Source organism: Streptococcus sanguinis (assembly GCF_013343115.1).
Classification (GTDB): domain Bacteria; phylum Bacillota; class Bacilli; order Lactobacillales; family Streptococcaceae; genus Streptococcus; species Streptococcus sanguinis_H.
The window spans coordinates 109,952-126,755 of record NZ_CP054570.1 but is presented as its reverse complement, the minus strand read 5'-3'; the positions used below and the strand labels follow the sequence as shown (position 1 = coordinate 126,755).

At 41.8% G+C, this 16,804-nt stretch carries 22 protein-coding genes and 3 pseudogenes; 3 read left to right on the top strand and 22 right to left on the bottom strand.

Features of this window, described 5'->3' with window-relative positions; translation table 11 throughout:
- Positions 1-126 precede the first annotated feature (126 nt).
- The 9 genes and pseudogenes from FOC72_RS00645 to FOC72_RS00610 all read right to left on the bottom strand — a co-directional run.
- On the bottom strand, positions 127-411 hold the full coding sequence (locus FOC72_RS00645; RefSeq protein ID WP_014334291.1) for a hypothetical protein: 285 nt from the start codon (positions 409-411) through the stop codon (positions 127-129).
- A gap of 69 nt (positions 412-480) precedes the next feature.
- Positions 481-615 (bottom strand): hypothetical protein, encoded by a 135-nt coding sequence (locus FOC72_RS11630; RefSeq protein WP_302479833.1) that lies wholly within the window; start codon positions 613-615, stop codon positions 481-483.
- A gap of 45 nt (positions 616-660) precedes the next feature.
- Positions 661-999 carry a Cd(II)/Zn(II)-sensing metalloregulatory transcriptional regulator CadX gene (cadX, locus tag FOC72_RS00640; RefSeq protein ID WP_032913687.1) on the bottom strand — a complete coding sequence of 113 codons (339 nt, stop codon included), beginning with the start codon at positions 997-999 and terminating at the stop codon, positions 661-663.
- Between the two features lie 11 nt (positions 1,000-1,010).
- Positions 1,011-1,625 carry a CadD family cadmium resistance transporter gene (locus FOC72_RS00635; protein WP_217451764.1) on the bottom strand — a complete coding sequence of 205 codons (615 nt, stop codon included), beginning with the start codon at positions 1,623-1,625 and terminating at the stop codon, positions 1,011-1,013.
- Between the two features lie 299 nt (positions 1,626-1,924).
- On the bottom strand, positions 1,925-3,988 hold the full coding sequence (locus FOC72_RS00630) for a heavy metal translocating P-type ATPase (protein WP_002893754.1): 2,064 nt from the start codon (positions 3,986-3,988) through the stop codon (positions 1,925-1,927).
- A gap of 1 nt (position 3,989) precedes the next feature.
- Entirely contained in the window at positions 3,990-4,268 is a 279-nt protein-coding gene (locus tag FOC72_RS00625; protein ID WP_002893755.1) for a DUF6110 family protein, read from the bottom strand.
- 180 nt (positions 4,269-4,448) lie between these two features.
- Positions 4,449-5,039 (bottom strand): annotated as a pseudogene (locus FOC72_RS00620) (IS256 family transposase); the annotation flags it as partial.
- Between the two features lie 148 nt (positions 5,040-5,187).
- Positions 5,188-5,521, bottom strand: a pseudogene (locus tag FOC72_RS11515) (diacylglycerol/lipid kinase family protein); the annotation flags it as partial.
- 3 nt (positions 5,522-5,524) lie between these two features.
- A pseudogene (locus FOC72_RS00610) lies at positions 5,525-5,668 on the bottom strand (IS982 family transposase); the annotation flags it as partial.
- Between the two features lie 350 nt (positions 5,669-6,018).
- Between FOC72_RS00610 and FOC72_RS00605 the strand changes: the two are divergent.
- Complete coding sequence (locus tag FOC72_RS00605) at positions 6,019-6,627, top strand: DUF1269 domain-containing protein (protein WP_002893760.1); 609 nt, start codon at positions 6,019-6,021, stop codon at positions 6,625-6,627.
- 244 nt (positions 6,628-6,871) lie between these two features.
- Entirely contained in the window at positions 6,872-7,093 is a 222-nt protein-coding gene (locus FOC72_RS00600; protein WP_002893762.1) for a tyrosine-type recombinase/integrase, read from the top strand.
- 109 nt (positions 7,094-7,202) lie between these two features.
- On the opposite strand, the gene rpsI is transcribed toward FOC72_RS00600, so the two are convergent.
- The 5 genes from rpsI to rlmB form a co-directional block, all read right to left on the bottom strand.
- A complete protein-coding gene (gene rpsI / locus FOC72_RS00595; RefSeq protein ID WP_002893764.1) occupies positions 7,203-7,595 on the bottom strand; it encodes a 30S ribosomal protein S9 in 393 nt (130 codons plus the stop codon).
- Between the two features lie 18 nt (positions 7,596-7,613).
- Complete coding sequence (rplM, locus tag FOC72_RS00590) at positions 7,614-8,060, bottom strand: 50S ribosomal protein L13 (RefSeq protein ID WP_002893769.1); 447 nt, start codon at positions 8,058-8,060, stop codon at positions 7,614-7,616.
- Positions 8,061-8,240: 180 nt separating this feature from the next.
- On the bottom strand, positions 8,241-9,104 hold the full coding sequence (locus FOC72_RS00585) for a DegV family protein (protein ID WP_002893771.1): 864 nt from the start codon (positions 9,102-9,104) through the stop codon (positions 8,241-8,243).
- Complete coding sequence (locus tag FOC72_RS00580) at positions 9,101-9,616, bottom strand: NYN domain-containing protein (RefSeq protein ID WP_002893772.1); 516 nt, start codon at positions 9,614-9,616, stop codon at positions 9,101-9,103. Before FOC72_RS00580 ends, FOC72_RS00585 begins: the two co-directional genes overlap by 4 nt.
- A complete protein-coding gene (rlmB, locus tag FOC72_RS00575) occupies positions 9,613-10,341 on the bottom strand; it encodes a 23S rRNA (guanosine(2251)-2'-O)-methyltransferase RlmB (RefSeq protein ID WP_002893773.1) in 729 nt (242 codons plus the stop codon). The genes FOC72_RS00580 and rlmB overlap by 4 nt, the downstream gene beginning before the upstream one ends.
- A gap of 152 nt (positions 10,342-10,493) precedes the next feature.
- On the opposite strand from rlmB, the gene FOC72_RS00570 reads away from it, so the two are divergent.
- Positions 10,494-11,450, top strand: a complete 957-nt coding sequence (locus FOC72_RS00570) for an aromatic acid exporter family protein (protein WP_002893774.1) — start codon at positions 10,494-10,496, stop codon at positions 11,448-11,450.
- Positions 11,451-11,574: 124 nt separating this feature from the next.
- Here the strand turns inward: FOC72_RS00570 and FOC72_RS11655 are convergent, their stop codons facing one another.
- The 8 genes from FOC72_RS11655 to cysE all read right to left on the bottom strand — a co-directional run bounded on the left by FOC72_RS11655 (position 11,575) and on the right by cysE (position 16,727).
- Positions 11,575-11,997 (bottom strand): hypothetical protein, encoded by a 423-nt coding sequence (locus FOC72_RS11655; protein WP_002893775.1) that lies wholly within the window; start codon positions 11,995-11,997, stop codon positions 11,575-11,577.
- A 358-nt stretch (positions 11,998-12,355) separates the two neighbouring features.
- The gene (locus FOC72_RS00560; protein WP_002893776.1) at positions 12,356-12,787 is read right to left on the bottom strand and encodes a DUF6892 domain-containing protein; all 432 of its coding nucleotides are present in this window, start codon (positions 12,785-12,787) and stop codon (positions 12,356-12,358) included.
- Positions 12,788-12,806: 19 nt separating this feature from the next.
- Complete coding sequence (locus tag FOC72_RS00555) at positions 12,807-13,199, bottom strand: Mini-ribonuclease 3 (RefSeq protein ID WP_002893777.1); 393 nt, start codon at positions 13,197-13,199, stop codon at positions 12,807-12,809.
- Positions 13,192-14,535: a cysteine--tRNA ligase gene (cysS, locus tag FOC72_RS00550; RefSeq protein WP_002893778.1), complete on the bottom strand. Its 1,344-nt coding sequence runs from the start codon at positions 14,533-14,535 to the stop codon at positions 13,192-13,194. Before cysS ends, FOC72_RS00555 begins: the two co-directional genes overlap by 8 nt.
- A 17-nt stretch (positions 14,536-14,552) precedes the next feature.
- Complete coding sequence (locus tag FOC72_RS00545; protein WP_000301974.1) at positions 14,553-15,074, bottom strand: dihydrofolate reductase family protein; 522 nt, start codon at positions 15,072-15,074, stop codon at positions 14,553-14,555.
- An 8-nt stretch (positions 15,075-15,082) separates the two neighbouring features.
- On the bottom strand, positions 15,083-15,847 hold the full coding sequence (locus FOC72_RS00540; RefSeq protein ID WP_002893780.1) for a nucleoside phosphorylase: 765 nt from the start codon (positions 15,845-15,847) through the stop codon (positions 15,083-15,085).
- A 13-nt stretch (positions 15,848-15,860) separates the two neighbouring features.
- A complete protein-coding gene (locus tag FOC72_RS00535) occupies positions 15,861-16,079 on the bottom strand; it encodes a YdeI/OmpD-associated family protein (RefSeq protein ID WP_002893782.1) in 219 nt (72 codons plus the stop codon).
- A 30-nt stretch (positions 16,080-16,109) separates the two neighbouring features.
- Positions 16,110-16,727, bottom strand: a complete 618-nt coding sequence (cysE, locus tag FOC72_RS00530) for a serine O-acetyltransferase (RefSeq protein WP_002893783.1) — start codon at positions 16,725-16,727, stop codon at positions 16,110-16,112.
- Positions 16,728-16,804 lie beyond the last annotated feature (77 nt).

The following is a 16,804-nucleotide window of genomic DNA, read 5'->3' as shown; positions in this document are numbered from 1 at the left end:
TATCAAGGATTTTCTGAACAATATCTACTTTTTAATTTCATAAAATCTGAATCAATATTTTTAAAATAGGGAATAGTTTAGGTCTCTAAGCATTAAAATAATACACCTAACTTTGGTCACCGTTTTTTAGTTATTCACTCTTTTTTCGGATAGTGTTTTTAAAGTTATGATGTAAAATGCCGCAATTAAAACACTATACATCATAATCGGAGGATAGAGAATTAAGGACAGAATCAATCCCACTCCTTTAATTATTAGGTCAGGTATCAATAACTTCCTATATTGTGCGGTAGCTTCAAGTAATTCTTTCTGATCTATATTGGGTTTATCAATTACTTTATGTAAAAACCAGTTTGCTACCGTTGAAACAATAACGATCAGTCCATAAAAGAGCTGTGCCGTATGATTCATGAAATGACTACTAACTATTCCAGTAGCATAGGGCATAAATGAAACAAAAAATAAAAGATACAAATTCTTTCAAATTTCTTCCTTTTCAACTTGGCTAACTTGACCTGCATTACCTAGGTCGGTTTGCTTTAAATTATACTTTTTTCTTAAACATTTGCTACGAGTAGGTCTTTCTTGTGAGTAATTTTCATCAAAAAATTTCATAGATAAGTCCTATATATAATCATGGAAAAGTAGTAAAAATAGTTGTTATCCTAGTTGATTAAAAAAATCTCTGATTTCCTCATCTTTTATAAAATAATATATAATTTTCCCCTCTCTTCTAGTATCCAAGATGTTTTGATTGGCTAGTTTACGAAGATGGTGGGAGGCAGATGCCATACTGAGATTTAGTAAACAGGCTATATCGCAGACACAGAGTTCTTCAACAACAAGGAGATAAAAGATGATATTTATCTGTTTATTATCGGTAAACTTTGATAAAATGCGAAGTGATTTTTGGACTTTTTCCTTTTCAAGGTAGTTCGTTGCGGTTGTAACATTTTGTTGATTTATAACATTCACTTGGCAGATACTATCTTTTTTCATAATATTTTCTCCTAGCTTAACACAGTCCATAGCATGTTAAAACTGTTGTTTTCAATCAGGATATATATCCCCAATCCTAAATAAACAACGGCAATAAACCATCTGCTATATTTTTCCAAGGTTTCTCCAATAGAAGGGACTTGTGCCAATTTTTGGGCAGAAAAAACCAAGAGATAAATCATGACTAGAAAAGTAAGTAAAGTCACTATCAAATTCGCTAAATTTAAGGTGGTAAAATATGGGACAAAGACACCAATATTGTCAGCGCCACAACTTGCAAAAGTAATCATAGCGACTAGAAAAATCAGGTTTTTATTGTCTTTTCGCAAACCATCTTTTGCAATAGCTTCTCCATCAGAATCTCCTAAAAGCAAAACTTTGAGGCCTAGGAAAATTGGAATCAAACCGAGTAAACCTAAAATCTCTTTACTAGGAATATAATTTAAGACAAATGCAAAAAGCAAACTTAGGAATATTAGACTAACAGAGCCTAGAAATTGTCCTAAATAGATGTTAATGATGTCTTTTCTGCTTTTTCTTTTGGCAAAAAATAACATTAGGATAATAAGTAAGTCTACGGCTGTCCCAGAATACAGGATTATTGAAGTAACAATATTTTGAATCATAAAACACCTTATTCAAATATATTTTTGAATGTATTCTAACATTAAACTTTGTAGATGTCAACTTAAAATCCACCAATTAATAATTGCATGTCAATATTTGTATTGTGAAACTAGTTTCAGAAATATATAGTCTTAAAGTATGTCCACTGCCAATGGTTTTTTCAATATTTAAAAGGAGAGAACCAATTTGGTCCTCTCCAGGGTATAATTTTCCACCAACCCACTACAGTTGACAAAGAGCCGTTATTCTCAAATGAGACAACTCCTTTTAGTTTTTATAACCTCAGCTTCTCGGTCTCTTACCTACTTTTAATAGAAAGACTACGAAGGACGATTCTTAAAGTAGTCAGATTGTGCAATATCGAAAGATTAGATGGGCTTAACCAATTTAACAACCCAAATCCAATTAAACTTCCATTTATTACAACTGTTTCTTGAATATTTCTTTGAATTAATTTCTGCAACGATTCAGATAAAGAATTCAATTCCTCGAAGAAATCTAAACGATTATCTAATAATAAAATATCACTCATCTGCTTAGAAATATCAGCACTTTCATTCATCACAACCCCAATATCTGCAAGCGTCAAGGCAGCAGAGTCGTTTAACCCGTCTCCAACCATCAAAATAGTTCGGCCAGCTTTCTGTAATTCCTGAACCAACTGAAACTTACCATCTGGTTTTAAATCAGTATAAACGTTGTCAAATGGCAGATCTTTAACCAACTCTTCTGTTCTAGCCAACGTATCACCAGTTGCCAGAATCAGTTTTTTCCCTTGGCGCTTTAGCTTTTTCAATGCAACTTTCGCCTCGCTTCTCAAGGGAGTGTGGATACAAAACATCCCAATTAATTCTTTCTTATAAGCCAAAAACAATAAATTGTAATGAGTCTTATATTGCTCAATCAAGGCCAGCTGCTCAGAACTAATTCTTACCTGTTCGTCTTGCATTAGTACATAATTTCCAATGACAACCGATTGACCATCAATTTGCGATTTAATCCCTTTGCTTGCAACATACTGAAGCTTGCCATGCATTTCTTCGTGTTCAATGCCTTCAATTTCAGCTTGTTTAACAATTGCATTGGCAATAGGATGATAGATATGTTCCTCCAAACATGCACTTATTCTTAAAATATCTTTCTCAGTATAATCTCCGAAAGGAAGAACCTTTTCAACCAAAGGATAACTCGTCGTGATGGTACCCGTTTTATCAAACAAGAAAGTATCCACTTCCAGATATTTTTCTAATACATCACCATCTTTAATAACCATTTCTCGATTTAGACCTTCCTTTATGGCCGTAAGGTAGGCTACAGGTGTGGATATTTTTAGAGCACATGAAAAATCCACCAATAAAAAGGAAATGGCTTTTGAAAACGAACCTGTTAACAGATAAGTCAAACCAGCACCTAAGAAGTTATATTTTACAACCTTGTCTGCCATCCTAATAAAATGACGTTGTTTTGTCTTCTTACTCTCTTCAGATTTTTTCATCAGATTGATGAGTTGCAAAATACGACTGTTTATCTGATTATCAGTCACACGAATTCTTAACTCTCCTGTTTCCAAAACAGTATTCGCACATACAGAATCTCCCTCTTTCTTTTCAACAGGGAAGCTCTCTCCAGTCAAGGAACTCTCATTGACCATGCCTAATCCTGAAACCACTTGGCCGTCAAACAAGATTTCATTACCTTGGGAGACAACTAATACATCACCTACTTGAACATCAGAACTCTTGATGCTGATGACCATGTCTCCCCGCACTAAGAAAACATCACTTTCTTTAGCAAGAAGGCTTTGTTCCAAATCTGTTGCTGTTTTTTTTAAAGACCACTGATCCAGATGATTACCCAAATCAAGCATAAACATGATGTTGCTAGCTGTCTTGGATTGGTTCATAAACAAGGACAACAAAATGGCCGAACAGTCCAAGACCTCCATGGTTAGTTCCTTGCGCGCTAAAGTTTGATAGGCTTCTTTGACATAACCCAAAGCCTGATAACAAGTCCAAATATAACGAATAGGGTAGGGTACAAAACTTCGAAACAGCAAACGCTTAATCGCTGCACCCGATACAATTGAATAAGCACTCTCTTCTCTACGAATGGGAAGAGTCATCAAGTCCGAAACTTTCCCCTTGTCAATTTTTTTTAAAAAGGCCTCTGCATTTTCTAATACAGAGAAGCCTTCTTTCATACGTAGAGTAAAGTGCTGCTGATCCATATAAAACTGAATAGAGTCGATCCCTTTTTCATCTTTAGCCAAGGAACGAAGATAATCTTGAATATCCAAGGTCAGTGAAAACGAGGACGATAATCGGATATGTTGATATCCTCTGTGTAGCACTTTAAAAGACATATTATTCACCTGTCAGGCTATCTAATTGTTCTTCTTTCTTTTCCTGTTCGTATAAATATTTAGCGTCTTGTAAAACATCATCACCGTGTTGTTTTACAACAGAAACAGATGCATCCAGTCCATCTTTCAATTTGTAAGCTTTAGCCAAGGCCTTAGAATAGCCTTTCTTAGCTTCTTTACTTGCTAAGACTTTCAAGCCAAGCGTCCCAAATGCTACCCCTCCTAAGAAGAGAGATGATTTTTTCGCAACTTTTGCGACGTTTAATACTTCTTTTAACATGTTTATTTCCTCCTTGTAACTATTGTAGCGAAAAATGACAGCAAAAGCAATTGCTGATATCTGATATATAGATAAAATTCTCTATACTGATATTTAATTATATTATGATGAAAACAATATACTTTATTTTTTGATACTGTAAATAATTATGTGTAAACACTTAAGTAGAGTTACGGAGTGTTAATTAAATAAGCTTTCAAGTGTATCAGAACATTGACCAAACCCTTTATGGATTCGTTGACTTTGCTTGAAATTATAATCTTCAAACAACGTAACTAAGTAACGTTCCAGAGCCTCCTCATTAGGAAAAAGAACCTTCTTTTTCGTTTGATGTTTGATTTCTTTGTTAAGAGACTCAATGAGGTTTGTCGAATACATGCTGTGCCAAATCTGGTAGGGAAACTGATAAAAAGTTAAAAGATTATCCGTCTTCTCCAGACTTTCCATGACTTTCCTATACTTTGGTTTCCATTCGGCGAGAAAGTCCTCTAAAGCTTGTCCTGCCATTTCTAAATTTTCAGCACGATAAATCATTATAAATTGCCCCAGAATAACCGCTCTATCTGCTCGTTTCACTTTACTAGCTAGATTTCGACTAATATGAATTAAGCAACATTGTTGTTTAGCTAATGGGTGAGCCTGACTGATAATCTGCTCAAGCCCCTTAAAGCCATCTGTAACTACAAGAGAAATCTGTTGGATTCCTTGGTTTTGAAGCTTGTCTAACAGGGTGGACCAAGAAGCATTGTTTTCTTGAGGCAACTGTGCATAGCATATCTCTATGCGACTAAAGTCGCTAGAGCTATCCTAATTGCGCACCGCCAGTTCTCATAGAAAAAAACACCTTGCAAGATGCAAAGTGTTTTCGTTTGTATTCTGCTGTCCAGCAACGAATTAACGTTTAGAGAACTGGCTAGCTTTACGAGCCTTTTTCAAGCCTGTTTTCTAGTATTTTTATATCTATTGGCAGATTATCCGACTTATCCCCATCAACATCTGACTCTAACTCAACCTCTGAAGAAATCCTAATATTGCGTACTTTGATATATTCGATATTATTGTTACCTACTAGATCCCCTTTTTAATAAATCTGGGATAGCCGATAATTTAGAAATGATGGATGAATCCTTTAAAATCAAGATATTTCCATATTCATCTGTATTTTCATCAAATAGTTTTTTGTCTGCATAGTAATTGGATAGAAGAACTAAGACCTGAGTAGCTTCACCTTCATAATTGCCATTTTTGCTTTCAAAAGGTAATAATTGCTTGTTCATAGCTTGGCGAATCAGTTGCACCAGCCAAATTAATTGTCTTGACCGACGAATAAAGCGACTTCTTTCAAGGATTCGACCATAAGGAAACAGTTGGCAGATTCTATAAAAGTGTCGATGTGATTCGGCACGCTCATCAGACTCGCTACACAGAGCTGGTACATAATATCTGCTATAATTTTCTGGAAGATTTGGTCAAGCGGTCTTTTAGCCGTGTGACAGGCATACAGGAAAAACACTATTTATTTACTTTTTGCACGGGAGGCTTTAAGATGTTGCTGGACGCCTTTCTTGATAATCACTCAGAGTCGCCAGAGTGTCTGGGCTGGGATATGGCAAAGATATACCGCTGCCTGAAACTGTTCTTTGACGCTGATAAACGCGACATATCAATTAAAATGTCGCACTAAAATGATTGAAAAGTGATTGAAACTGTATTATAATGAACGTATATATTTAGAAAAGAGGTACTAACTATGGAAAACCTAGTAGTTTCAGTCTTTAACACTGAAAGCGAAGCTTATCAGTCCTTTGCGGATTTGAAGGCTTTCCGCCAAACTCAGACGACCAAGGTTGCTCAAATCGCCTTGGTCAAAAATGAAAACGGTCACATCGTTGAAAAAGAACGCTATGACTTTGAAGATTCAACGACGGATGCAACCCTAGAAGGTGGCTTGCTCGGTGCAGTTATCGGGCTTTTGGGTGGTCCTATCGGCGTCTTGTTTGGTTATGGTATTGGCAGCCTCTATGGTTTGGCTGCTGGTGATACCGTTGATACGGCAGAAGCTGGCTTGATTGACGTTGTGTCTCAAAAATTGATCGACGGCGAAACAGCCGTTGTCGCCTTGGTGCAAGAAAACAACGAAGCAGTCATCGATGCTTACTTCACCAAGTACGACACCCAAATCGTGCGTTGGGATGTAGCAACCGTCGTAGCCGAAATCGAAGCAGCTCTGCAAGTCCAAGAAGACCTCTACAACCAGGCACGTGCACAAATGAAGGCTGAACGTAAAGCCGAACGCAAGGCTAAACTTGAAGAATTCAAGGCAAATGTCAAAGCAAAATTTGACAAATTGAAAGCCTAACGTCTAAGCGTCTCATAAATTTAAATGTGACTGAGACGCCATTTAAAATTTATGTGCGTCGGATTCTCACAGTTAAATAATTGCGTTGACAAAGCCGTTACAGCCGTTCTTCCATTCTTTGAAAAGAATGTTTAATAGACAAGAAATCTGGACTAGTATTGGTCTGGATTTTTTTGTGAATATAGAGGTCATAGCTTTTTGACTATGCTTCGTTATAATTAGAAAAATTTTAAGTTTTATCAAGATGAAATCAGTCAGACGAAGACATCCCGAATTAGCACCAGCATCACCACACAAACTAAGACATACTGGTGCTACTCTTGCTAAACAAGCAGGTGTTTCTCTTGAAGCCTTCTCAGAAGCTCTTACTCATAGTGATAAAGAGATTACAAAAACTTACGTTAATATCAAAGATAAAGTCAATCAGACTGTAGGTGATATTGCTTTTCGTAGTTTAAAAAATTGATGGGGTGAATATGGGGTGAATTTTGGGGTGAACTTTGATTTTTTGAAACAAAAAAGACATCCAAGAAATAATTCTTGAATGTCTGTAAACGTTGATATAATCGTATTGATTAACGTTTTGAGAATTGTGATGCTTTACGAGCTTTCTTAAGACCTGGTTTCTTACGCTCAACTTTACGTGAGTCACGTGTAAGAAGTCCTGCGCGTTTCAATGAATCGCGGAAGTCTGGGTCTACTTGAAGAAGAGCACGAGCGATACCGTGACGGATAGCTCCTGCTTGACCAGCGTAACCACCACCTACAACGTTAACGAAAACGTCGTATGAACCTGCAGTTGAAGTAACTGCGAATGGTTGGTTGATGACCAAACGAAGGTCAGCGTGTGGGATGTACTCTTCAACATCTTTTTTGTTAACAGTGATTTTACCAGTTCCTGGAACAAGGCGAACGCGTGCAACAGCGTTTTTACGACGTCCAGTACCTGCATATTGTGCTTGTGACATACTTTATTGTTCCTTTCCTTAGATAAGTCCTGAAATATCAAGAACTTCTGGTTGTTGTGCAGCGTGAGTGTGCTCAGCGCCTACAAATACTTTCAGCTTCATACCTTGAGCGCGGCCAAGAGTATTGTGCGGAAGCATACCTTTAACAGATTTTTCGATCAAACGAACAGCGTTCTTAGAGCGAAGCTCACCTGCTGAGATTTGTTTCAATCCACCTGGGTACATTGAGTGAGTGTAGTAAATCTTATCAGTCGCTTTTTTACCAGTCAATTTTACTTTTTCAGCGTTGATAACGATTACGAAGTCACCTGTATCAGTGTGTGGTGTAAAGGTTGGTTTGTTTTTTCCGCGAAGTACGCTTGCTACAACAGCAGAAAGGCGTCCAAGAGGGACATCAGTAGCGTCCACTACATACCATTTGCGTTCAACTTCACCTGGCTTAGCCATGTATGTTGTTTTGTTCATGATTTCTCCTATGAATATCGTTTTTGTTTACAGGGCGGATGTTCCGGTCCGCGAGTTATTTGAAAGGTTCCGGGGCCTTACAAATGGGGTAAACAATACCGCCTACTATCATATCAAAAATAGTAGGCAAAAGCAATAGATTTGAAGCAATTATTTATGAAATAGCGATTTCATGTTTTCTTAATCTTGAATGTCTTGGGCGATACTAAAGAGTCCCAAAGTTCCAGGACCAGTATGGGTAGAAATGACAGGTCCCAGAGGCATAAGGAGAACTTCCTCTACTTGATCGCTTTCCAGCAGCTGGGTTTTTAGACTCTCAGCAACTTCTTTGGCACCTGCATAGGCGATGACCACCCGCGGATCAGCCACTCCCTCCAGGGTCATGCGGACCACTTCGGCCTGTGCCTTTTTCTTACCACGAACCTTAGCGACCGAGTCCAGAGTCCCATCTCCCTTGACAGCGATAATCGGCTTGATATTAACTAAGCTCCCCATAAGCGCAGCAGTTTTGGAAATCCGGCCGCCCCGCATGAGGTGATTGAGGTCATCAACCAGAAAATATGTCTTGACCTTAGGCACCAAGCTCTCAATCAAGTCCGCTGTCTGCTCCAAGGTCTGGCCTGCCGCTCTAGCCTCTGCCGCCTTCATGACTAAAAGTCCTTCACCCATGGAAGCTGCTTTGGTATCAATGATACGAATCGGTGCATCTGGGAAGTCTTCTAAGACTATCTCCCGTGCCATGACAGCACTCTGATAAGTACCCGATAGGGCTGAAGCAAAGGCTACATAGAGAACTGGTGTCCCTTCCTTAGCATAGCTGCGAAAGACATCTTCAAACTGGCCGACATTGATCTGGCTGGTAGTCGGTTTACTGCCGGACTCCATCTTGTCCAGAAGTTCTTGGCTGGTCAGCTTGTCCGCACCAACTGTCTCATAAGTTTGGCCATCTAGCTGAATGGTCAGGCCTAGGACCTGCACATCATTTTCCTGGATCCAGTTTTCTGGCAGGTCTGCCGTTGAATCGGTTAAAATTTTAAAGGTCATCTTTTTTTCTCCATCATTTTTTGTAAATCGCGCAAAGATTGGCTGTCCATCGGTCGCAAGGGCGGTCTTTGCAGGTTGATTTGTCCGCTCAGTTTATTGAGGTCTGATTTGGTAACAGCCACTCGCTTCTCTAGCTCTCTAGCGGAAACTCTCAAAGCTCCTTGGGCAAAGACAGTCCACTGCTCATTGAGATCGCTGGTCGCAACCGATACCTGATTTTTGGGTGTATTGAGCTCAGCTGCCAAGCTCTCGATATAGTCATCCGCCGTTTCCTCCTCCTCGGTGAAAACGACCGTTACATTAAACTCCTCATAGGTCTGCCGAACTCCCGGCATATACTGGGCATCAAAGACGCAGATAACTTCCAGTCCTTCAAAGCTGGCATAATTGCTGAGCTTCTGGAGCAGAATCGTTCGCGCTGCATCTAACTCCCCACGATTAAAGTAAGGACGAGTCTCCCGCCAAAAGGCCGTCATATTGTAGCCGTCCACCAGTAAGATTTTTCTTTTCATAGGCGATTGCGAAAGACTTCATACATAAGAATAGCAGCTGCGACACTGGCATTGAGGCTCTGAACATGCCCATTCATGGGAATGGAAATCATCTCGTCCACCTGCTTTTTGATATTGGTTGAAATCCCCTTGCCTTCGTTGCCGATGATGAGGGCCAGCTTGCCTGCCGTATTCCACTTATGAGAAGGCGTCCCCTGCATATCTGTACCGAAAATCCAAAAACCAGCTTCCTTGAGCTTGTCCAGGGTCTGGCTGAGATTGGTCACACGGGAAATGGGAATATGCTCAATGGCACCCGTTGAGGTCTTGGCTACGACTGGTGTCACACCGACTGCCCGGTGCTTGGGAATGATGATTCCAGCTACATTAGTCGCGTCAGCCGTCCGCAAGATAGAACCCAGATTGTGCGGGTCAGTCAGCCCGTCCAAAATCAATAGGAGCGGATTGTCTTCCTGCTCTGCTTTTTTCAACAGCACCTCGAAGTCAGTATAGGCGAACTCCGCCACTCGCAGGACAAACCCTTGGTGAACAGCCCCATCGGTCATTTCCTGCAAAGTCTTCTTAGGCGTCCAGGAGATGGAAACTTTTTTTTCTGCAGCTAAATTTTTGATTTTATCGACCTTTTTACCACGCAGGTCGTCCTGAATGTAGAGTTTATTTCCAGTGTTAGCAGCGAGAGCCTCTGTCACCGCATGCACACCGTAGACAATATCGTTTTTTTCCATAGGACTAGTATAACACAAAGGCGAAAAAATGGCGGCAGGATTTACTCGGGCGAGACAGAATTCTGCTCTGATAAAAAGCAATCAGCAGCCCCTAAGATTCCCCGCCAGTCATGTTATAATAGAAAGAAGTCTAAAAAAGGAAACTCTTACTCATGTCTCTCCTCCAACGCACCATCAAGCTGGTACTAGCTACTTGTCTAGCTGCCTGGTTGGCTGACTTTTTAGGTCTGGCCTACTCAACTTCAGCCGGAATTATTGCTATCCTCAGCGTGACCGATACCCGCCGCAGCACTGCAAAGCTAGCTGGCAATCGCTTTTTATCTACCCTGCTGGCTCTGGCTATCGGAAGCCTGGCCTTTCACTTTCTAGGTTTCAATCTCGGAGCATTGGCCATCTATATCGTGATCTATGTACCACTGGCCTTTCGGCTTGGCTGGGAAATCGGCATTACACCCAGCACCGTCCTAGTCACCCATCTGCTCTTAGAAAAATCCACCTCCTGGTCTCTGCTTGGAAATGAGCTAGCTCTATTTCTCATTGGAACCGGCTTTGCTCTGCTAGCCAATCTCTATATGCCCTCGCGCCAGCAAGAGATTGACAGCTACCACGAGCAAGTGGAAGAACAGCTGAAAAAGATTTTGCTACGCTTTGAATATTTCTTAAAATCTGGAGACGGCCGAAATGATGCAGCTCTGATCAAGGAGCTGGATAAGATTCTGCAGCAGGCCTTGGAGCTGGTCTATCTGGATCACTCCAACCACCTCTTTCACCAGACCAACTACCATATCCACTATTTTGAAATGCGACAGGCTCAAAACCGTATCCTGCAAGACATGGCCAGCAATATCAATAACTGCCATCTAGCAGCCAGTGAAAGCTTGATTTTAGCCCGCCTCTTCTCCCAGACCGCTAAGCAACTAAGCCAAGAAAATCCCGCCCGAGACCTTCTGGACGAGATTGACAACTATTTAACCGTATTTCGTGAGAGGCCACTCCCTAAAACCCGCCAGGAATTTGAAACACGCGCCATGCTCCTGCAGCTCCTGCGAGACTTAGAAACCTTTATTAGAATTAAGGTAGAATTTTACGAAAATTATAAAGAAGACTAGCGGCTTTGTTTGGTAAATAAAGTACTAAAACTAAAAAAGAGATAAAGACTTTTAACCATCTTTATCTCCGCATTAAAACAACAAGTTTTTATTTCATGACATCGGCTATATAGCTGATGTCTTTTTAATTAGGTTCCTTAATATCATAAACCTTGTTTCCCTTAAAATAGACGTAATAGTCCTTATCATCCTCGTCCGCCCAAACGAAGCGAGTAAACATACCTGTCACATCCAGTCCACGTGGTTTACCTAGTTTTTTGACAACATCTTGGGCTGACATTCCTTTAGAAATACCGCTTAAACTTTCCACCTGCTTAGAAGAAGTGAATGTAATCAGCTTATTCATGACAACAGAATTTTCATCATAAGCAATAAGGATAGTATAATTATCTGATTTCCACAGGTCACCTCCACTACTGAGCTCTGAAGTTGGCTGACCCAACTTAGCACGTACTTCATCCTTTTTAGTAGCAACCCGATCAGACTCCTCTTCAAAATAAATGAGATTGATTGATTTAAATTCTTCCCACTTATCAATATCTTGCATATCAGTAAGGGCATCCAAAGATTGACCAAAATCATTAAAGAGAGTATATGGATCATCTTCAATTGCAGAAGACGAACTAGATGAGCTATAGTCATAGTCGTCATCAGAGTATTCTTTTTTCGAAGATGAACTCTGTTTTCTAGAGTAGCTAGAGCTAGATGAGGACGAAGTATTGCCACTTCGTCTGAAAAGAGGGACAAACATGCAGGCGCTAAGTGTCATCAGACTAAATAAGCATACTGCAAACAATATAAATTTTTTCATAAGATTCCTTTATTCAATTTAGATACATTATTTTACTGTATCTTAGGTTTATCTATCGCTTTTTCATAAAACATAAGAGCGTTATTACTAAATATTACTCTTCGATATCAATTCCTTTGGATTCAAATAAATCACGTACTTCTTTAGAAAATGGAAAGATCGTTCCGTCGATGGTTTTTAAATTCGAAAACTGTGATAGCTCTTTTTCACTCACATTTTCCAAATCAAATTGATCATCTTCACCATCCCATAAAGGGATTAATTGCGCATAGATATCATTACCTCCATCAAAGAAGAGGCTTTCCACATTCTGCGCATACTCTTTAGGTATTTCCAATCGTTCGAAATAAGCCTCTACTTCAGGAATTGGTGTCTCATAGAAGTCTTCTGGATCTATAGATAATTTCTCAGATTCACAAAAACTGTAAACGTCAAATCGTGGTTCAAGCACGTTTTGTTCATACATTAACTCCTGAATAATAGCCAACTTAAAATTAAAATTATCAAATTGTAAGAAATCACTCATAAATTACTTCCTCTCATAATCAGAACGAACCCTCTATCTTCCGAATACACCAGTCAATCAGCTCTTCCAGTCGCTCAATTGCTTCGGTCATATGCAGGTAGCCCATGACTGCCTCAAAGCCGGTAGACATCCGGTAGGTGACGATGTCCGTATTCTTAGCCTTGGTGTGGCTGTTGGCATTGCGGCCGCGCTTGTAAATATCCTCTTCCTTCTCCGTCAGAATCCCTTCTTCCAGCATGAGAGAGATGAGATTAGCCTGAGCCTTGGCAGAAACATACTTGGTCGCTTCCCTGTGCAGCTGATTGGGCTTGGTCAGACCTTGAAAAATCAGGTGACGCCGGATATACATGGAGTAGACAGCATCTCCCTCAAAGGCAAGGGCAATGCCGTTAATCAGGTTGACATCAGTCACGTGTCCACCTCACTCCATCCTTTGTATCCAAAAGCTTGATGCCCTGAGCGGCCAATTCATCCCGAATACGGTCTGCAGTCGCAAAGTCTCGATTAGCACGCGCTTCTTGGCGTTCCTCAATCAAGCGCTCAATGTCTGCATCCAAGACTTCTTCTACAAAGACGATACCAAAAACTTCTAATAGCTCGGCAAATGCTTCCTTAACTTCAGCGGTGTAATTGCCAGAATTGATCCACTTGGCTAACTCGAAGACAACCGTGATACCGTTGGCCGCATTGAAATCTTCGTCCATAGCAGCGGTGAACTTGTCCAGAAAGGCCTGAAGCTGAGCAGAATCTGCCTGACCAGTGAAAGGTTGCTCATAGGTATTCTTCAAATACTTGAGATTGGTCGCTGCATCATGAACAGCTTTTTCCGTGAAATTAATGGGCTTGCGATAATGCTGGGTAGCAAAGAAGAAACGCAGTACCTGACCGTCAATGGTCTTGAGGGCATCGTGAACAGTGATAAAATTGCCTAGAGATTTGGACATCTTGACGTCATCAATGTTGACAAAGCCATTGTGCATCCAGTAGTTGGAAAAAGTCTGACCAGTCTTGGCCTCTGACTGGGCGATTTCATTGGTATGGTGAGGAAACTCTAGGTCTGCCCCACCACCGTGGATATCAATAGTATCACCCAAGATCTCCGTCGACATGACCGAACACTCGATGTGCCAGCCCGGACGACCTGCTCCCCAAGGACTGTCCCAGGAAATCTCGCCCGGCTTGGCCGCCTTCCAGAGAGCAAAATCCACCGGATTTTCCTTACGAGCAGTCTCCTCATCTGTCCGACCAGAAGCACCCAACTCCAAGTCTGCTAAGGTTTTGTTGGCTAGTTTGGCATAATTGTGAGATTTTTCGACACGGAAGTAGACATCGCCCTCTGACTCATAGGCATAGCCCTTGTCCACCAAAGTCTGCACAAAGTCAATGATTGCCTCCATAAAGTCAATCACGCGCGGATGCTGAGTAGCCGGCTTGACACCTAAGGCCGTCACATCCTCACGAAAAGCAGCGATATACTTGTCAGCCACTTCTTTGGGAGTGATGCCTTCTTCCTTGGCGCGATGGATAATCTTATCATCTACATCTGTAAAATTGGAAATATAATTGACCTCAAATCCCCGATACTCAAAATAGCGACGAACTGTGTCAAAAGCTACTGTTGAGCGGGCATTGCCGACATGGATATAGTTATAAACCGTCGGACCGCAGACATACATGCGAACCTTGCCCTCTTCAATGGGCACAAATTCACGTAGGCTGCGGGTCATGGTGTCGTAAATTTTAATCATGCGGTCCACTCCCTTCTCTATTTCTGACTTTTTCGGCTGAAAACCAGCTCTGCAAAAGGGCCAAATTGTCTGAGGCTATCCAGTTGGTAAAAGCGCTGCCCTTCCTCTTGGGTAAAGAGGGGAACCCCCTTTCCTAGGATAAGGGGTGCTATCTGAATAATGAGGTGGTCGAAAAGATCCGCATCCAAGAGCGGTCCTACCAAGGAATTACCACCAATCACAAAGACATTTTTGCCTTTGTCAATCTGGTGAACAAAGTCCACCACATCCCCAGCTACTGGCTGGTAATTGCTGACAGGCAGGTGCCTATCATGCGTAAAGACATAGTTTTCCGTAGCTTGATAAAAACTTTCTACATCTTGCAAATCTTGGATTTCCTCAAAAGTCCGCTTGCCCATGATGGTGATATCCATTTGCCTGTAAAAGTCATCATAGCCTGTATCCTCTACAGAACCAAGCTGATGCAGCCAGTCTATCCTGTGCTGGCTGTCTGCCAAGTAGCCATCCATGGTGATACAGCCGTAAAAATATACTGCCATTCTTGTAGTTACCTTTCTAGTTCCTTTGCTATTGTCAAAGCGATAGTGAAAAAAGTCATGGCATCAGCTGTCCGCTCTTCATGGCGGGCATCCCAGATTCGGTTATGATGATCCACATAGTCAGAAGTGTAGAAGAACTGATAGACCTTGGTCTTGCGAAATTGACTCCAAGCCATGATAGCCGAAGCTTCCATGTCCACCACTTGGGCACCGGCAGCCAAGCGACGCTTGACCTTATCAGGTGTTTCTCGATAAAAGGCATCAGTCGTCCAAGACTTGGTGCGGATATGCTCAATATCGTGCTTGTCAAAGATGGCTTCCAGCTCGATCAGCAGAGACTCGTCATAAGCTACTTCGTCACTCGGCGGGGCATAGTGATAGCTAGTTCCTTCATCTCGCAATGCGGCTGCGGGCAGGATAATCTTATCCGCCTCAATTGAGCGATCCAAAACGCCACAGGAACCTAGAATGATGAAATTCTTGAAGCCTCTGGCCGCCAACTCCTCCAGCTGGCCGACTATCATGGGAGCCCCAATTGGAGCCAACATAACTGCTAGCTTACTAGGTCCTTGCCCATAAATATACCATGGATGCTGTCCGTTTATACTTTTCAAATAGCCTCCCGGATAAACTTCTTCTGACGCAATCAAACGTTTCAGAATTTCCCCATTAAAGGACAGGATGATGGTTTCACACACTTCACCCTTGTCATGGACTGGCTTTTCAGTTGGCTCAATGACTGCTGCTACATCTTCAAATTCCTCTAATAGCATAACTTCACTTTCTTTAAGGCTCCAGCAAATCCACCTTCATCTTTTCTATGCGGCGCAGCTTGGTCTCATCTTTTTTGGCTTCACTGATATAGCGAGCCCATTCGCGCTGGTGGCTAGGCGGTAGTTTTGTAAAGCGCTCCTTGGCAGGACCGTCCAAGCGCTCTTTCAGTTCAAGGACTACCTGGTTCAAAATAGCATCTGATAAATCTGACATGTCGGTTCCTCCTGTCATACTTCACCTCGATAACTTTGCTACCCTTTCCTAAAGACTTGATGAATGGTGGCTGGCTTCACGGGCATGCTCTAGCTTGTCTAGATAGTATTCCCGTTTCTCCTCTACCTCGTGAATGGTTGGCTCGTCCTTCTCACCGTGAACACGGACAATTTTCGCTGGTACACCAACCACAGTCACATCACTTGGAACATCCGCCACAACAACTGCACCGGCTCCGACCTTGGCTTTCTCTCCAATCTCAATTGGTCCAATGACTTGAGCATGGGCAGAGACCAAGGCACCCCGGCGCACGGTCGGATGGCGTTTACCTGTATCCTTGCCCGTACCGCCTAGGGTAACGCCGTGGTAAAGCATGGCCCCCCTCTCCACAATGGCTGTCTCACCAATCACTAGGCCACTGCCATGGTCAATGAAGACACCTGACTCAATCTGAGCACCGGGATGAATCTCAATCTGGGTCCAGAAACGCCAGAATTGACTGTGCATTCGCGCCAGCAGCTTAAAGCCGTGCCGCCACAAAAAATGCGAGAGGCGGTGGGCCGCCAAAGCTTTAATGCCTGGATAGGTTAGCAAAACTTCCAGCGACGTTCGTGCCGCCGGATCATTTTCCTTTACAATATCAATGGATTCCTTCCACCAACCCATGCTAGCCTCCTTCCTTCTCTAAACAAGGAGAGACGAGAACTAGGCTCGCCTCTGCCGATTTCTGATGAGGTCTACAG

Excerpts from the sequence above, each read along its gene's own strand:
- FOC72_RS00645 (WP_014334291.1), bottom strand. The coding sequence starts at position 411 with ATGAATCATACGGCACAGCTCTTTTATGGACTGATCGTTATTGTTTCA.
- FOC72_RS11630 (WP_302479833.1), bottom strand. The coding sequence starts at position 615 with ATGAAATTTTTTGATGAAAATTACTCACAAGAAAGACCTACTCGTAGC.
- cadX (WP_032913687.1), bottom strand. The coding sequence starts at position 999 with ATGAAAAAAGATAGTATCTGCCAAGTGAATGTTATAAATCAACAAAAT.
- FOC72_RS00635 (WP_217451764.1), bottom strand. The coding sequence starts at position 1,625 with ATGATTCAAAATATTGTTACTTCAATAATCCTGTATTCTGGGACAGCC.
- FOC72_RS00630 (WP_002893754.1), bottom strand. The coding sequence starts at position 3,988 with ATGTCTTTTAAAGTGCTACACAGAGGATATCAACATATCCGATTATCG.
- FOC72_RS00625 (WP_002893755.1), bottom strand. The coding sequence starts at position 4,268 with ATGTTAAAAGAAGTATTAAACGTCGCAAAAGTTGCGAAAAAATCATCT.
- FOC72_RS00605 (WP_002893760.1), top strand. The coding sequence starts at position 6,019 with ATGGAAAACCTAGTAGTTTCAGTCTTTAACACTGAAAGCGAAGCTTAT.
- FOC72_RS00600 (WP_002893762.1), top strand. The coding sequence starts at position 6,872 with ATGAAATCAGTCAGACGAAGACATCCCGAATTAGCACCAGCATCACCA.
- rpsI (WP_002893764.1), bottom strand. The coding sequence starts at position 7,595 with ATGTCACAAGCACAATATGCAGGTACTGGACGTCGTAAAAACGCTGTT.
- rplM (WP_002893769.1), bottom strand. The coding sequence starts at position 8,060 with ATGAACAAAACAACATACATGGCTAAGCCAGGTGAAGTTGAACGCAAA.
- FOC72_RS00585 (WP_002893771.1), bottom strand. The coding sequence starts at position 9,104 with ATGACCTTTAAAATTTTAACCGATTCAACGGCAGACCTGCCAGAAAAC.
- FOC72_RS00580 (WP_002893772.1), bottom strand. The coding sequence starts at position 9,616 with ATGAAAAGAAAAATCTTACTGGTGGACGGCTACAATATGACGGCCTTT.
- rlmB (WP_002893773.1), bottom strand. The coding sequence starts at position 10,341 with ATGGAAAAAAACGATATTGTCTACGGTGTGCATGCGGTGACAGAGGCT.
- FOC72_RS00570 (WP_002893774.1), top strand. The coding sequence starts at position 10,494 with ATGTCTCTCCTCCAACGCACCATCAAGCTGGTACTAGCTACTTGTCTA.
- FOC72_RS11655 (WP_002893775.1), bottom strand. The coding sequence starts at position 11,997 with ATGCAAGATATTGATAAGTGGGAAGAATTTAAATCAATCAATCTCATT.
- FOC72_RS00560 (WP_002893776.1), bottom strand. The coding sequence starts at position 12,787 with ATGAGTGATTTCTTACAATTTGATAATTTTAATTTTAAGTTGGCTATT.
- cysS (WP_002893778.1), bottom strand. The coding sequence starts at position 14,535 with ATGATTAAAATTTACGACACCATGACCCGCAGCCTACGTGAATTTGTG.
- FOC72_RS00545 (WP_000301974.1), bottom strand. The coding sequence starts at position 15,074 with ATGGCAGTATATTTTTACGGCTGTATCACCATGGATGGCTACTTGGCA.
- FOC72_RS00540 (WP_002893780.1), bottom strand. The coding sequence starts at position 15,847 with ATGCTATTAGAGGAATTTGAAGATGTAGCAGCAGTCATTGAGCCAACT.
- FOC72_RS00535 (WP_002893782.1), bottom strand. The coding sequence starts at position 16,079 with ATGACAGGAGGAACCGACATGTCAGATTTATCAGATGCTATTTTGAAC.
- cysE (WP_002893783.1), bottom strand. The coding sequence starts at position 16,727 with ATGGGTTGGTGGAAGGAATCCATTGATATTGTAAAGGAAAATGATCCG.